Origin of the sequence: Mesonia aestuariivivens, assembly GCF_019311235.1 — a bacterium.
GTDB classification, from domain to species: domain Bacteria; phylum Bacteroidota; class Bacteroidia; order Flavobacteriales; family Flavobacteriaceae; genus Mesonia; species Mesonia aestuariivivens.
Map to the genome: position 1 here is coordinate 62162 of NZ_JAHWDF010000010.1, position 14503 is coordinate 76664.

16 protein-coding genes are annotated in these 14503 nt (G+C 32.9%); 4 read left to right on the top strand and 12 right to left on the bottom strand.

Features of this window, described 5'->3' with window-relative positions; genetic code table 11:
• Positions 1–33 precede the first annotated feature (33 nt).
• Both KW502_RS10250 and KW502_RS10255 read left to right on the top strand, forming a co-directional pair.
• Positions 34–456, top strand: coding sequence for a hypothetical protein (locus KW502_RS10250; protein WP_219040539.1), 423 nt, complete (start codon positions 34–36; stop codon positions 454–456).
• A gap of 166 nt (positions 457–622) precedes the next feature.
• Positions 623–1255, top strand: a complete 633-nt coding sequence (locus tag KW502_RS10255) for a MarC family protein (RefSeq protein WP_219040466.1) — start codon at positions 623–625, stop codon at positions 1253–1255.
• An 80-nt stretch (positions 1256–1335) separates the two neighbouring features.
• On the opposite strand, the gene KW502_RS10260 is transcribed toward KW502_RS10255, so the two are convergent.
• Entirely contained in the window at positions 1336–1722 is a 387-nt protein-coding gene (locus tag KW502_RS10260) for a hypothetical protein (protein ID WP_219040467.1), read from the bottom strand.
• A gap of 165 nt (positions 1723–1887) precedes the next feature.
• Positions 1888–2091 (bottom strand): hypothetical protein, encoded by a 204-nt coding sequence (locus KW502_RS10265; protein WP_219040468.1) that lies wholly within the window; start codon positions 2089–2091, stop codon positions 1888–1890.
• 68 nt (positions 2092–2159) lie between these two features.
• Here KW502_RS10265 and KW502_RS10270 point away from each other — a divergent pair, with 68 nt between their 5' ends.
• The gene (locus KW502_RS10270) at positions 2160–3593 is read left to right on the top strand and encodes an SDR family oxidoreductase (RefSeq protein ID WP_219040469.1); all 1434 of its coding nucleotides are present in this window, start codon (positions 2160–2162) and stop codon (positions 3591–3593) included.
• Positions 3568–5076, top strand: a complete 1509-nt coding sequence (locus KW502_RS10275; protein ID WP_219040470.1) for a BCCT family transporter — start codon at positions 3568–3570, stop codon at positions 5074–5076. The genes KW502_RS10270 and KW502_RS10275 overlap by 26 nt, the downstream gene beginning before the upstream one ends.
• 98 nt (positions 5077–5174) lie before the next feature.
• Here KW502_RS10275 and ctlX read toward each other — a convergent pair whose 3' ends face one another.
• The 10 genes from ctlX to rpsM all read right to left on the bottom strand — a co-directional run bounded on the left by ctlX (position 5175) and on the right by rpsM (position 14503).
• Positions 5175–6113: a citrulline utilization hydrolase CtlX gene (gene ctlX / locus KW502_RS10280; protein WP_219040471.1), complete on the bottom strand. Its 939-nt coding sequence runs from the start codon at positions 6111–6113 to the stop codon at positions 5175–5177.
• Between the two features lie 194 nt (positions 6114–6307).
• Positions 6308–7222, bottom strand: coding sequence for a dimethylarginine dimethylaminohydrolase family protein (locus KW502_RS10285; protein ID WP_219040472.1), 915 nt, complete (start codon positions 7220–7222; stop codon positions 6308–6310).
• A 72-nt stretch (positions 7223–7294) separates the two neighbouring features.
• A complete protein-coding gene (locus tag KW502_RS10290; protein WP_219040473.1) occupies positions 7295–8581 on the bottom strand; it encodes a citrate synthase in 1287 nt (428 codons plus the stop codon).
• A gap of 221 nt (positions 8582–8802) precedes the next feature.
• Complete coding sequence (gene eno / locus KW502_RS10295) at positions 8803–10089, bottom strand: phosphopyruvate hydratase (protein WP_219040474.1); 1287 nt, start codon at positions 10087–10089, stop codon at positions 8803–8805.
• A gap of 157 nt (positions 10090–10246) precedes the next feature.
• Complete coding sequence (carA, locus tag KW502_RS10300) at positions 10247–11359, bottom strand: glutamine-hydrolyzing carbamoyl-phosphate synthase small subunit (RefSeq protein WP_219040475.1); 1113 nt, start codon at positions 11357–11359, stop codon at positions 10247–10249.
• Between the two features lie 91 nt (positions 11360–11450).
• Positions 11451–11954 carry a 50S ribosomal protein L17 gene (rplQ, locus tag KW502_RS10305; RefSeq protein WP_219040476.1) on the bottom strand — a complete coding sequence of 168 codons (504 nt, stop codon included), beginning with the start codon at positions 11952–11954 and terminating at the stop codon, positions 11451–11453.
• Between the two features lie 65 nt (positions 11955–12019).
• Positions 12020–13012, bottom strand: coding sequence for a DNA-directed RNA polymerase subunit alpha (locus KW502_RS10310; protein WP_219040477.1), 993 nt, complete (start codon positions 13010–13012; stop codon positions 12020–12022).
• A gap of 24 nt (positions 13013–13036) precedes the next feature.
• Positions 13037–13642 carry a 30S ribosomal protein S4 gene (gene rpsD / locus KW502_RS10315; RefSeq protein ID WP_219040478.1) on the bottom strand — a complete coding sequence of 202 codons (606 nt, stop codon included), beginning with the start codon at positions 13640–13642 and terminating at the stop codon, positions 13037–13039.
• Between the two features lie 93 nt (positions 13643–13735).
• On the bottom strand, positions 13736–14119 hold the full coding sequence (rpsK, locus tag KW502_RS10320) for a 30S ribosomal protein S11 (RefSeq protein WP_027885344.1): 384 nt from the start codon (positions 14117–14119) through the stop codon (positions 13736–13738).
• 9 nt (positions 14120–14128) lie between these two features.
• Complete coding sequence (gene rpsM / locus KW502_RS10325; protein ID WP_219040479.1) at positions 14129–14503, bottom strand: 30S ribosomal protein S13; 375 nt, start codon at positions 14501–14503, stop codon at positions 14129–14131.

Below are 14503 nucleotides of genomic sequence, written 5' to 3' on the forward strand. Positions count from 1 at the left end.
TTACCTTTATATAGAATTATTAAGATTATTTTTATGCTTTTAAACGTTTCTTACAATAACCCTGAACGAAAAGAAAAAATTAATACCGAAGTTGGTAAAGCTTTTTCGTTAGCAGAACGCATAAAGATGAAAGGTATAGGCTCTAATAAGCTTTTTATCACCTCAACAAGTATTAAAATTCATAACCTGCTTATTCTTGATAAATATACTAACACGTGTAATATTGAAATGCGCCCAGACGGAATTATTGTAAGTTTTAGATCGTTGTTAGAAACTTATGCGCTGATAATACCATACTACAAACTTAAGCTCTATAAAGGTAAAGCTGAGGAATATTCTATTTATCGAGATCACTATTTTATTAAAGTGAAAGTGGACAATAAAAGCACTCATAATTTTATGAAAAAAGTGCTTGACTTTAAGGCCAATCATTGGACTTCTTCATCTCAGCCTTAAACGTTTTATAATTAAAATTTATCAGGTGGTTCTATACAAATGGCCATGAGTATATAAAACATTAAATTCACATACCAACACTTCTTTTTAACCTTTTACAAACATTCATTTAAAGAATTGCTGACTTACATCTAGTTTTAAAAAAACACATTTGCCGCAAAAAAGAATGGACTTATTTATCTATGTTTTTGCCGCATTATTTTCTGTAATCAATCCGTTAGGCACAGTTCCTATTTTTGTAGGACTCACCAAAGAAGATAGTAATGCAGAAAAATCTCGAACTTCAATTTTTACCGCTATTAATATTTTTGTGATTTTAGTGATTGCCTTTTTTACTGGAAAATACATTCTCAATTTCTTCGGAATTAGTATTGAATCGCTCCGTATCGCTGGCGGACTTATTATTGTTTCTTCAGGCTTTGCATTACTTACAGGCTCCTTCAATAAACATAAAGGTATGGATCGTGAAAAAGTAAAAGATGACGCCTACCAAAGGGAAAGCGTATCTTTAACTCCACTAGCTATACCCATGTTAGCTGGGCCGGGTTCTATTTCATTTTTAATTGGTTTAAATGAAGAGCGTAACCTAATCTTAGATAAAATAATAATTGTATTATCAATTCTAACGGTATGTTTTGCTACTTTTTTAGTTTTGAAAAGCGCTCCCTTAATCGTAAAATATTTAGGCGCATCAGGTATCAATGCTATTTCACGAATTATAGGTTTTATCGTGATCGCTATTGGTATAGAATATATTAGCTCTTCGGTAATGGCAGTTTTAGAGGTAGCCTTTAGGTAATTACTTACAATCGTTATTGTAGTATTTTACTACAGTTCTTATTCCGTTGCGTTTAAAATATTTTGACTTAATTTTTTTTATTAATTCTGGACAATCGCTAAAGTATTTTTAGCGATTTTTTTGAAACGTTTAGAATAAGTATTTCCGTTTCGTAAATCGGTAACGACATCTTCACCAGAAACTCCTAAATAATAATCGAAGTTTGTATACATCATTCCCATACCCGAAGAAGTAACACCTGTATGAGCAGTATTAGAAGTTTTCTTATTAAAATAAAGAATTACATTCCCGTCTGTAAATACTTCTAATAATTTAATAGCATGAGGATATTCGACACCATCAACAATCTTATAAGCGTATTTTTTAAATTCACCATGATCATTTAAAATAAAATTATTAGCTTTTTTGTAATCATAAAAAACTTTTTTAGCATCAATATTATTTTTAAAAACTATCTCATTATTCAAGTTTAATCTTGCTAATCCCTGTATTATTTCTCCGTTTCACAATTCGATTTCGGCTTCATAAAATGGGTTAACAGCAAAAAAACCTCCACCTACTTTTTGAGAAAAAGTTAAAAGAGGTAGGCATAGTAAAAAGGAAATTAATAATTTCATCATTAAAATAATTTTTTATCGTTTTCGAAAAGCAATACCACAAACTAAAGTTAGAATCCCTAAACAGATCATAGCGAAAGATTGAGTACTATCGCTTTCCGCTATTACTTTATCTGTTCCGTTTTCTAAAGAAATATGCGGAAAAAGTATAGTGTAAATTCCGTAGCCAATTAACACCGCTCCAACAAGCAACAAAACAACCTTCAATGTATTTTTCATATTATAAACCCATCTTAAAAGCATCGAAAGTTAAGGATTTAATTGTAATTTACTTCAAAAATTAAATCATGAAAATTCTTCTTACCGGCGCCAACGGTTATATTGGTATGCGATTGTTACCTTTATTGCTAGAACAAGGTCACCAAGTAATTTGCGCAGTAAGAAGTGCTGATAGACTTTCGGTTGATCCTGAAGTAAGAAAGGAAATTGAAATTGTAGAAATAGACTTTCTAAAAGAAGTACAGCACAATATACTCCCTAAAGATATTGATGCGGCTTACTATCTTATTCACTCGATGACAACTTCAACTAAAGATTTTGACGAAAAAGAAGCACAAGCAGCTAAAAATTTCAATGCTTATTTAGAAACTCTAAATGTTAAGCAAGTTATTTTCCTTACAGGAATGACAAATGATAATGAAAGCTCCAAGCACTTAAGTTCGCGAGAAGAAGTAGGTAAAATACTACAAGAAGGCAACTTTCACCTCACCCGCTTACAAGCAGGAATTGTTGTAGGTTCTGGAAGTTCTTCTTTTGAAATTATTAGAGATTTATGTGAGAAGTTACCTTTTATGATTACTCCACGCTGGGTAGATACCAAAACCCAACCTATCGCCATTAGAAATGTTTTACAATACCTTTCTGGAGTTCTAGGAAATGAAAAATGCTATGATGAAGTTTTTGATATTGGCGGTCCAGAAGTGCTTACCTACAAAAAAATGATGCTGCAGTATTCAAAAATTAGAGGATTAAGATTGCATATTTTTGGCGTACCATTTATGACCCCACGACTTTCCTCTTATTGGTTATATTTTGTGACTTCAACCTCTTATAAATTAGCGGTAAATTTAGTTGATAGTATGACAGTAGAAGTTACCTCTAAAGATAAACGATTACAAAATATGCTAGGCATTAAACCTATTTCTTATGAGAAAGCAATTGAAATGGCATTTGATAAAATTGAACAAAATCAAGTTATTTCTAGCTGGAAAGATTCAAAATCTAGTGGCCGATATAAACAAAAAGACCTTAATAAATACGTACAAGTTCCTATGCACGGTTGCTTGAAAGATAGTCAACAACAAAAAGCTGATGATCCCGATGAATCTCTAGAAAAAATTTGGAGCATAGGCGGAAAAAATGGTTGGTATTATGCCGACACACTATGGAAATTTAGGGGTTTTTTAGATAAGCTTTTTGGAGGCGTAGGTTTACGTAGAGGAAGAACACATTTTAATAAAATAAACACCGGAGACTCCTTAGATTTTTGGCGCGTATTACTTGCGGATAAAGAAAATAAACGTTTATTATTGTTTGCTGAAATGAGAGTTCCTGGAGAAGCTTGGCTAGAATTTTGTATTGATGATGAAGGAATTGTTCATCAAACCGCAACTTTTAGACCTAAAGGACTTGCAGGAAGAGCTTATTGGTACAGTATGCTTCCGTTTCATTTTTTTATCTTTAAAGGAATGTTGAATGAAATTGCAAAATCTAGTGATTAACAAAATACTTCAATTTTTAAAAAACAACTTACTCTTATCGATTTCTATTGTTTTTATTTTAGCTCTTTCCATATTGATTTTCAGCTCGCCTGAAACTTTTTATTCCTCTATTGAATCATATTCAATAAGCATTAGAAATATCTTCGGAAGTTTTTATTTATGGTTAGGATTGGGATGTGTATTATTTCTATTGATTTTAGCATTTACACCCTTCGGAAAAATAAGATTAGGTGGCACAAAACCTGAATATAAGACTTTATCTTGGATCTCTATGTTATACAGTGCAGGTATGGGCGCTGGTATTTTATTACGAGCGGTACAAGAACCAGTGTTTATGCAGCAAAATTCGCCAATTTCAACAACAAGTTCTGCTGAAGTGATTGCGCTAGAATATACCTTTTACCAATGGGGATTTACCGCTTGGGCGTTCTATGTTTTCTTTGCTTTAGTAATGGGTTATTATCTGTTTGTAAGGAAAAAATCAATGTTGCTCAGCAATGCTTTTCCACAATTTGAGGGAAGTAAGTTAATTAAAGGGGTAGATTTACTAACCGTATTAACGACTGTAATTGGCATTGTAGCTGCTATTGGTTTAGGAACTGCACAAATTGAAGGCGGACTTACCTACTTACTCGATACCGAGAACAATTATTATTTCGCCTATATTTTTACTTTCATTATTTTCTTGCTTGGCTTTATTTCTGCTTACCGTGGTATTCACCAAGGAATTCAAAAATTATCGAATTGGAATATTGCACTCACATTTTTATTATTGATTTTCATTTTTGTGCAAAGTGATATTCTTCAAATATTAGAAAATTTTGGATTGGCTACATATCATTATGTGATAGATTTTCTACCACTAAGTTTAGCTTTAGGAAATTATAATCCAGGAAAAGAATTTTTAACCGATTGGACGCTTTACTATTGGGCATTTTGGTTAGCTTGGGCTCCGTTTACTGGTGTTTTTATTGCCAGAATTTCTAAAGGAAGAAGCATTCGTCAAATTATATTAGGGGGTATTTTAATTCCATCATTGGGTAGTTTCTTATGGTTTAGTGTTTTTGGCACTTCTTCTTTCCAGCTCATTGAAGCTATGGGCAACTATAATGGAGGTTTTGATAATGTATTTACCTCCATTTTCGTTTTTTTAGAAGCTTATCCGCTTGCCACTTTCACCTCTATAATAACGATTGTTTTGTTAGTCGGCTTTTTAATTACCTCGGTAGATTCTGCTATTTACGTGTTGAGTATGTTTACCGATAAAGGAAAACAAAATCCTAAAAAAACACACCGACTTATTTGGGCGATACTTATGTTTATTTTCACCGAAGCCATTTTAATATTAGGAAATTTTAATGCTGAAGTTGATGTACTTACCGCAATGCAAAAATTATTAATTATCACGTCGTTGCCTTTTGCTTTATTGAGTGTTTTAATTGGTATTCGATTGGTGAAAGATTTCCGAACTTTAAAGACATAAAAAAACCTCACCGTTTTAAAACGGTAAGGTTTTTTCGTTGACTATATTTTAAATCTGGAATCAGAACTTTTTTCAGATAAAGAAATAGATAGAAAATGTTATTCAGAAATTTTTGGTAAGAAAATTTCTGCAAGCATACAACGAGCGCTTCCACCACCAAGTGTTTCTATAGTTTGTAAACTACTGCTCAAAATTTCGCAATGCTTTTCAATTTTAGTGACTTGATCTTCAGTTAAACATTGATGAGCACGCTCACTCATCACTAAAAACTTTTTACCGAAAGCACCCTGTACTTGAAGCATATTGCCAGCAAATTGGTGCATTTGTTCTTCTGTTATCGTAATAATTTCTTTTCCGTCTTCTTTTAAGCTATTGAGTACAGCTTTACGTTGCTTCTTATCATCTATAGTATCTAAACAAATTACAGCAAATTGTTCTGCCAAGCACATCATCACATTGGTATGGTAAATTGCTTTACGCTCACCCTCTACAGTTTGATTCGCTTCAAAAATAACAGGAAAGTATTCAAAATCTTCACAGAATTCGATTAACAGATCTTCACTTGCACGTTCAGAAAGTGCGCAATACGCTTTTTCGTTTGCACGGTCTAATAACAAACTCCCTGTACCTTCTAGATAAACTTGTTCTTCTTCTCCCGCCGTATAATCTATGATATTATTAATTTGAAAACCTTCATCTTCTAAGCGTTGTAGAATATCTTCACGACGCTCTCTACGCCTATTTTCAGCAAACATTGGGTATAAAGCAATATCTCCTGTTTCGTGAAAAGAAACCCAGTTATTTGGGAAAATTGAATCTGGTGTATTGTTTTCTGCAATATCATCTACTACCATAACTTTCACTCCTACTCTTCTAAGTTTAGTTGCGAATTCATCAAATTCTTTTTGCGCCTTTTGGGTAATTTCATCTACATTCCCATCTATATTTTTCTGAAAATAATTATTTACCGCCGTCTCTTCATTCATTCGAAATGCAACCGGTCTAATCATTAAAATACTATCTGTAATTTGTTTCATCTTTTTGTACTAAACAATTTAAGTTTTGTAATTATAAATTTCTTAATACTCTTTAAACTGAATCAAGAAATTATATTTTTCTCTGGGCGTCCGGGCAGGCTTTCGCTACTCGCTTTTTTTATCTATCAAACCTTTCGACTCCGCTCAAGGTGACAAAAAAGAGCTCAAACACGCTGGCTTAATCCTTGACGCGGTTATTGCCTAATTAAAGGTAAAGTAGAACACCGCAACAAGCCTTCCTGTTTAGAAATTTCGGCATAAGGGACTTCTTCAACAGTAATACCATTTTGACGAAGCCAAGTATTTAAACGTGTAAAATTCTTTTCAGAAATAACCACTTCAGAAGAGATTGAAAAAATGTTGCTATTCATATGATACATTTCGTCACTGGTAATTTCAAATACATTTTTTTTTCCGAAAAAATTCACCAACCATTCATATTCATCTTCTTCTAAAAATCCGTTTTTATGAATAATCGCTTTGTCTTTGCCTACTGGTTGAAAGCAACAATCTAAATGCAACGCATTATTTTTTGCATCTGTGTTTGATTTTCTAAGGTTGAAAGATTTTATTTTTTTATGTGGAAACAATTCTTCCAAAGCTTTTATTGCTTTCGCATTGGTTCTGGCTGTAATAAAATCTGGGTAATCTTCACCTCGATAAGTTCCTACAAAAATATAATCGCCGTGTGGCATTACATCGCCACCTTCTACGTGCGCTTCTTCAGGAAAACGAATTAAATTTTCTTGAGGCACCAAATCTATAATATGCTGAATCGCTTCAATCTCACGTTCACGATCAGGCAATATATTGGCAATAATAAATTTATCTTCAATCACAAAACCAATATCACGGGTAAATATTTGGTTGTAATTTTCTATTACTTTCGGACGATAAACTTCTACATGATGTTTTTTCAACACTTCTTCTACAGCTTTAATTTCTTTGACCATATCCTGTTCTACAGGATAAGTCCCCGCCTTTAAATGTTCTAAAGATTTGGGATCGTAAGTATCTTCGACACTGGGTTGATCGCCTATATTTCTGGCAAGACCTAAAATTACGGCTTTAAGGCGATTGGTCTCGTTGGTGATATGTAATGAAAGCATTTTATTTTTTTAGCAAATATAAAAAAAGCTCCATATTTCTATGAAGCTTTTATGAATTTGATAATGATTTGATTATCTCTTTTCAATATCTTTAAAATCTCTATGATTCTCACCAGTATACACCTGACGTGGACGACCAATTGGTTCTTTTTTCAATCTCATTTCTCTCCACTGTGCGATCCATCCTGGTAGTCTACCTAAAGCAAACATTACGGTAAACATTTCTGTTGGAATACCTAATGCTCTGTAAATAATACCTGAATAGAAATCTACGTTAGGATAAAGTTTTCTTTTTACGAAATAATCGTCTTCTAATGCTTCTTTTTCTAATCCTTTTGCGATATCTAATACTGGATCTTCAACTCCTAAATCACCTAATACATCATCTGCAGATTTTTTGATGATTTTAGCACGCGGATCAAAGTTTTTGTAAACACGGTGACCAAAGCCCATTAATCTAAACGGATCTTCTTTGTCTTTGGCTTTCTCCATGAATTTCTTAGTATCTCCGCCGTCTTCTTTAATACCTTCAAGCATTTCTATCACTGCCTGATTAGCGCCACCGTGAAGTGGCCCCCAAAGAGCAGAAATACCTGCAGATATAGATGCAAATAAACCTGCGTGAGAAGAACCCACAATTCTTACCGTAGAAGTAGAACAGTTTTGCTCATGATCTGCGTGAAGGATTAATAATTTATTTAAAGCTTCAGAAACCTTAGGATTTACTTTATACTCTTCATTTGGCTTTTTAAACATCATCTTTAATATGTTGTCTACATAGTTTAAAGAGCTATCACCATAATCTAATGGCTTACTATTTCTTTTTCTTAGTGTCCAAGCAACTAAAACCGGAAATTTAGCTATTAATTTCACGATTGCTTTGTACATATCTTCTTCTGACTCTACATTTACTGAGCTTGGGTTAAAAGCTATTAATGCACTGGTTAGAGAAGAAAGCACTCCCATTGGGTGAGCCGTTTTAGGAAAACCGTCTAAGATTTTCTTCATTTCTTCATCTACGTGAGATTCTTCTTTAATATCTCCGTAAAATTTATCTAATTCTTTTTGACTTGGAAGTTCACCAAAAATTAATAAATATGCTACTTCTAAAAAGCTAGCTTTTTCAGCTAAATCTTCTATAGAATATCCTCTATACCTAAGAATACCTTCTTCACCGTTTAAAAAAGTAATGGCGCTTTCACAAGAACCTGTATTTTTAAAACCTGGATCTAATGTAATTAATCCACCAGTATCTCCTCTTAAAGATTTAATTTGAATTGCTTTTTCACCTTCTGTTCCTTCTATAACAGGAAATTCATATTTTTTCCCGTCAAGTTCTATCGTAGCTGTTTTTGACATGTTATGTATAATTGAATTTTAATTTTTAAGTATCGCTAATTTACAAAATTAAGTGTTAAATAGCCGTTAAGAATACTTTATAATTTGACTCTGACCTATAGAATTTTCTTATTTCCGAAAAGGTTATCGTAATTAAACATTTCTAGGTTTTATTTGATAACATAAAAAAGTCCTATTCATTAAAATAGGACTTTTTCAACAATGCTTTATTTATTTAAAAATTAGATTTTAAAAGCCTTATCTTGAGGATAATAAGCGATCTCACCTAATTCTTCTTCAATTCTTAGTAATTGATTGTATTTTGCCATACGGTCACTACGAGAAGCTGAACCTGTTTTAATTTGTCCAGTATTTAAAGCTACTGCTAAATCTGCAATCGTATTATCTTCTGTTTCTCCAGAACGGTGAGACATTACAGAAGTATAACCTGCGTTATGAGCCATATTTACTGCAGCAATCGTTTCTGTTAGTGTACCAATTTGGTTCACTTTAATTAAGATTGAATTAGCGATTCCCTCATCGATACCACGAGAAAGACGCTCAACATTCGTTACGTATAAATCATCACCAACTAATTGAATTTTGTCACCAACTTTATCTGTTAATGATTTCCAACCTTCCCAGTCATTTTCATCCATTCCATCTTCAATAGAAATAATTGGGTATTTTGAAGCTAATTCAGCTAAATAAGTTGCTTGCTCTTCACTAGTTCTTACAACACCGCCTTCACCTTCAAATTTCTTATAATTGTATTCTCCATTTTCGTAGAATTCTGCTGCAGCACAATCTAATGCGATCATTACTTCATCACCAAATTTATAACCTGCATTTTCTACTGCTTTTTGAATCGATTCAATTGCGTCTTCTGTTCCTTCTAACGTTGGAGCAAAACCACCTTCGTCACCAACAGCTGTACTTAAGCCTCTATCTTTTAAAACTTTTTTAAGGTTATGAAAAATTTCAGTTCCCATTTTAATTGCGTGAGAAAAGCTTTTTGCTTTTACTGGCATCACCATAAATTCTTGAAATGCAATTGGTGCATCTGAGTGAGACCCCCCATTAATAATATTCATCATAGGTACAGGAAGTGTTTTAGCACTTACACCACCTATATATCTGTATAAAGGAAGATTTAACTCGTTGGCAGCAGCTTTTGCAGCAGCTAAAGAAACTCCTAAAATTGCATTAGCTCCTAATTTAGATTTATTTGGAGTACCGTCTAATTCGATCATTGCTTTATCGATAGCTTCTTGTTCAAAAACAGAAAAACCAATTAAATTTTCAGCAATAGTTGTATTTACATTTTCTACAGCTTTGGTTACGCCTTTCCCCATAAAATCATCACCTCCATCTCTTAGCTCTACAGCTTCGTGTTCTCCGGTTGAAGCTCCTGAAGGAACTGCTGCTCTTCCTAAGATACCGTTTTCTGTAATTACATCTACCTCTACGGTTGGATTTCCTCTTGAATCAAATATTTGTCTAGCGTGAATTTCAATAATTAAGCTCATAGTATTTTTATAATTAATATATATACTCGCAAGATACGAATTAATGTATTTTTCTTGCTTTAAATTAATGTCAACTCTTACGAAAAATTGAATTTTAAAACTCCCGAAAACGTTATTGTTAACAAAAAAGCCCTTAAAAATTTTAAGGACTTTAATATCAGGCATTAAGTTTTTTCATATTCTCAATGAACTGATCAAACAAATAGAGCGCATCATTAGGCCCAGGACCTGCTTCTGGATGGTATTGTACAGAAAAACAATTTTTATTTTTCATACGTAAACCAGCTACAGTTTCATCGTTTAAATGAATATGGGTAATTTCTACTTCTGTATTTTTTTCTAATGATTCTTTACTTACAGCAAAGCCATGATTTTGAGAAGTGATTTCACCTTTACCTGTAATTAGGTTTTTTATTGGGTGGTTAATACCTCTATGTCCATGGTGCATTTTAAAGGTATCAATTCCATTTGCTAAAGCTATAATTTGATGACCTAAGCAAATACCAAAAAGTGGTTTATCTGCTTCTATAATATTTTTTGCAACTTCAATCGCACTTGTTAAAGGCTCTGGATCACCAGGTCCGTTAGAAAGAAAATATCCATCAGGATTCCAACTTTCCATTTCTGCAAAAGTTGTATCAAATGGAAATACTTTTACATAACATCCTTTTTTGGTTAAATTTCTTAAGATATTTTTCTTAATCCCTATATCTAAAGCAGCTACTTTTAAAGAAGAATTTTCATCACCTACGAAATATGGTTCTTTAGTAGAAACTTTTGACGCTAACTCGAGCCCTTTCATAGAAGGAACAGCTGCAAGTTCTTTTTTTAATGATTCTATTTCTTCAACTTTGGTTGATATAACAGCATTCATCGCACCGTTTTTTCTAATGTAAGAAACTAAAGCACGTGTATCTACATCTGAAATGGCTAATAAATTATTCTTGGTTAAAAACTCTTCTAAAGATAAATCTGAACGTTCTCTAGAATAATTATAACTAAAATTCTTACAAATTAATCCGGCGATTTTAATATTTTCTGATTCTATTTCTTCAGAAAATGTACCGTAATTACCAATATGAGCATTGGTTGTAATCATTAATTGTCCATAATAAGAAGGGTCTGTAAAAATTTCTTGATACCCTGTCATTCCGGTATTAAAACATACTTCACCAAATGAAGTACCTTCTTTATCTCCAACAACTTTTCCGTGAAAAATTGTACCATCTTCTAATAATAAAATTGCTTTTTTACGAACGTTATATTTCATTACGATTGAATAATATTTTAGGTTAAGTTAAAAAAAAAGGATAAACCCTTAGAGTTTATCCTTTTAATATTATTGAAAAATAAAAATCATTTTACTTCTCTTCATTAGATGCTTTTTCATCATTTTCAGGAGTAGTCGCTTCAGAATTAGTTGTTTCTTCTGCATTCTTTTTACCACCTCTTCTACTACGACGAGTAGTTTTCTTCTTAGCATCGCCACCTTTAGGGTTATAGATCTCGTTGAAATCTACCAACTCAATAAGTGCCATATCAGCATTATCTCCTAAACGATTACCAAGTTTTATGATTCTAGTATAACCACCTGGACGATCTCCAACTTTAGGTGCAACTTCTCTAAATAATTCACTAACCGCATATTTATCACGAAGTTTAGAAAAAACTAATCTTCTGTTGTGCGTAGTATCTTCTTTAGATTTTGTTACTAAAGGCTCAATAAATTGTTTTAAAGCTTTTGCTTTAGCAACAGTAGTATTGATTCTTTTGTGCTCAATTAAAGAAGCAGCCATATTGGCTAGCATTGCTTTTCTGTGAGCAGTTTTTCTACCTAAGTGGTTTATTTTTTTTCCGTGTCTCATGACATTGTTGTTTAATCATCATCTTGCTTCCAAACCCTTTTTGATGGGGAGCAAAATATGACGTATTAATCTTTATCTAATTTGTATTTTGATAAATCCATTCCGAAGTTAAGCCCTTTTACGTTTACTAGTTCTTCTAGCTCTGTTAAAGATTTTTTACCGAAGTTACGGAACTTCATTAAATCATTCTTATTGTAAGAAACTAAGTCTCCTAAAGTATCTACTTCTGCTGCTTTTAAACAGTTTAAAGCTCTTACTGAAAGATCTAAATCTACTAATTTAGATTTCAACAACTGTCTCATATGAAGTGATTCTTCATCATAAGTTTCAGTTTGAGCAATTTCATCTGCCTCTAATGTTATTCTTTCATCAGAGAATAACATAAAGTGATGGATTAATATTTTAGCAGCTTCAGTCAAAGCATCTTTAGGGTGAATTGAACCATCTGAAGAGATTTCAAAAACTAATTTTTCATAATCAGTTTTTTGTTCTACACGAAAGTTCTCTATACTATATTTTACATTTTTTATTGGTGTATAAATAGAATCTGTAAAAATAGTTCCTAAAGGAGCGTTAGCTTTTTTATTTTCTTCAGCAGGCACATAACCACGACCTTTATCGATTGTAAGTTCGATATTGAGATTTACTTTATCTTCCATATTACAAATTACTAAATCTGGATTTAGTACTTGGAATCCTGAAATAAATTTCTGAAAATCTCCTGCAGTAAGTTGATCCTTACCCGAAAAAGAAATGGTTACAGTTTCATTATCTACATCTTCTATTTGTCTTTTAAAACGAACTTGTTTTAAATTTAAAATAATTTCAGTAACGTCTTCTACAACACCAGCAATGGTAGAAAACTCATGATCTACACCTTCTATTCTCAAAGAGGTTATTGCGAAACCTTCTAATGAAGACAACAGTACTCTTCTAAGAGCGTTACCTACTGTTAATCCATATCCTGGTTCTAAGGGACGAAATTCAAACTTGCCCTCGAACTCAGTCGAATCAATCATGATAACTTTATCGGGCTTCTGAAAATTTAGTATGGCCATATTATGAGTTCTGTCTGTTAAAGATTATTTCGAATATAATTCGACGATAAATTGTTCGTTAATGTTTTCTGGAATTTGAATTCTTGAAGGTATAGAAACATAAGTTCCTTCTTTCTTCTCAGAATTCCAGGTAATCCATTCGTAAACATTACTAGCATTTTCCAAAGAACTTTGGATAGCTGTCAAAGATTTAGACTTTTCTCTTACCCCAACTACATCACCAGCTTTTAATTGGTAAGAAGGTATATTTACGATCTCGCCGTTTACAGTAATATGTCTATGAGAAACTAATTGTCTAGCACCACTTCTAGAAGGAGAAACACCCATTCTGTAAGCTACATTATCTAAACGAGATTCACATAATTGCAAAAGAACCTCACCAGTAATACCCTGTGCTGCAGTTGCTTTTTTAAACATATTTCTAAACTGACGCTCTAATATACCATAAGTATATTTTGCTTTTTGCTTCTCCATTAACTGGATAGCATATTCAGATTTTTTACCACGGCGTCTGTTGTTTCCGTGTTGTCCTGGAGGGTAATTTCTTTTTTCGAAAGATTTGTCATCTCCAAAAATAGCTTCTCCAAACTTTCTTGCGATTTTACTCTTTGGACCAGTATATCTTGCCATTTATTTAAATTTTAAAGAGTGATTATGAATTAAGGTCTTTCTTAAATAATCCTTCGATAATCGTAATACTCTTTGTTGATATTTTCTAATTAATTAAACTCTACGTCTTTTAGGAGGACGACAACCGTTGTGCGGTATAGGAGTGATATCGATAATTTCTGTTACTTCAATTCCACCATTATGGATAGAACGAATAGCAGATTCTCTACCATTACCAGGTCCTTTCACATAAACTTTCACTTTTCTTAAACCTGCTTCGTGAGCAACTTTAGCAGCATCTTCTGCAGCAAGTTGAGCAGCGTAAGGAGTATTCTTCTTAGATCCTCTAAAACCCATTTTACCGGCAGTTGACCAAGAGATTACATCTCCTTTTTTGTTAGTTAAAGAAACAATGATATTATTGAAAGAAGCTGTAATGTGCGCCTCACCAAAAGAATCAACGATTACTTTACGTTTTTTAGTTGTTGACTTTGCCATAACTACTTATTATTTAGTTGCTTTTTTCTTGTTCGCAACTGTTTTTCTCTTTCCTTTACGCGTTCTAGAGTTATTCTTAGTTCGCTGACCTCTTAATGGAAGACTTGATCTGTGACGAATACCACGGTAACATCCAATATCCATTAAACGCTTAATACTAAGCTGAACTTCGGATCTCAATTCACCTTCAATAGTAAATTGACCAACAGCTTCACGGATTTTCCCAATTTCTTCATCAGTCCAATCTGAAACTTTAGTACTCTCATCTACTTTGGCAGCTTCAAGAATTTTTTGAGCTCTACTGTTGCCAATTCCGAAGATATAGGTTAATGCTATAACTCCTCGCTTTTGTTTAGGTATATCTACCCCTGCAATTCTTGCCAT